A 1,073-nucleotide genomic window follows, 5' to 3' on the forward strand; every position below is an offset into this window, starting at 1 on the left:
GAATTTCACCATCGGTGAAACCACCTACGCCGCTGGCAGCACCGCAACCATCGCCAACGTCGGCAGCCTGGTGATCGGCGCCAACGGCGCTTATACCTTCACGCCTGCCGAAAATTACAACGGCAGCATGCCGACGGTGAGCTACACCGTCACCGACGGCTCGGGCAGCAACGTCACTTCGACCCTGAACATCAGCGTCACCCCGGTCGATGACAGCTTCACCGACCTCAGCGAAACCGTGACTACCAACGAAGACACCGCCTTGACCGGCAGTGTCCTCACTGGCACGAGCAGCGTTGACGGGCCGGTCAGCGTGGTCAATTTCACCATCGACGGTGTTGCTGGTACTTTCACCGCTGGCCAGACGGCGACCATCGCTAACGTCGGCACCCTGGTGATCGGTGCCAACGGCGCCTATACCTTCACCCCGGCCGCCAACTACAACGGCACGGTGCCGACCGTGAGCTACACCGTCACCGACGGCTCGGGCAGCAATGTCACCTCGACCCTGACCATCAGCGTCACGCCGGTCGATGACAGCTTCACCGACCTCAGTGAAAGCGTGAGCACCAACGAAGACACCGCCGTGACTGGCAGCGTCCTCACTGGCACGAGCAGCGTTGACGGCCCAGTCAGCGTGGTGAACTTCACCATCGGTGAAACCACCTACGCCGCCGGCAGCACGGCGACCATCACCAACGTCGGCACCCTGGTGATCGGCGCCAACGGGGCTTACACCTTCACCCCGGACGCCAACTACAACGGCACGGTGCCAACCGTGAGCTACACCGTCACCGACGGTTCGGGCAGCAACGTCACCTCGACCCTAACCATCAACGTCACCCCGGTCGATGACAGTTTCACCGACCTCAGCGAAACCGTGACTACCAACGAAGACACCGCCGTGACCGGCAGCGTCCTCAGTGGCACCTCGAGCGTCGACGGTCCGGTCAGCGTGGTTAACTTCACCGTCGACGGTGTTGCTGGCACTTTCACCGCCGGCCAAACCGCGACCATTGCCAACGTCGGTACCCTGGTGATCGGCGCCAACGGCACTTACACCTTCACGCCGG

General features: G+C 62.6%; 1 protein-coding gene. It reads left to right on the top strand.

Going from position 1 to position 1,073, the window contains the following annotated elements; all coding sequences use genetic code 11:
- Positions 1 to 1,073 (top strand): tandem-95 repeat protein (locus KGB29_RS29065; protein ID WP_154911005.1); only part of this gene is annotated, 1,073 nt, incomplete at both ends.

This window comes from Pseudomonas sp. BF-B-30 (assembly GCF_019956305.1).
Taxonomy (GTDB): domain Bacteria; phylum Pseudomonadota; class Gammaproteobacteria; order Pseudomonadales; family Pseudomonadaceae; genus Aquipseudomonas; species Aquipseudomonas jessenii.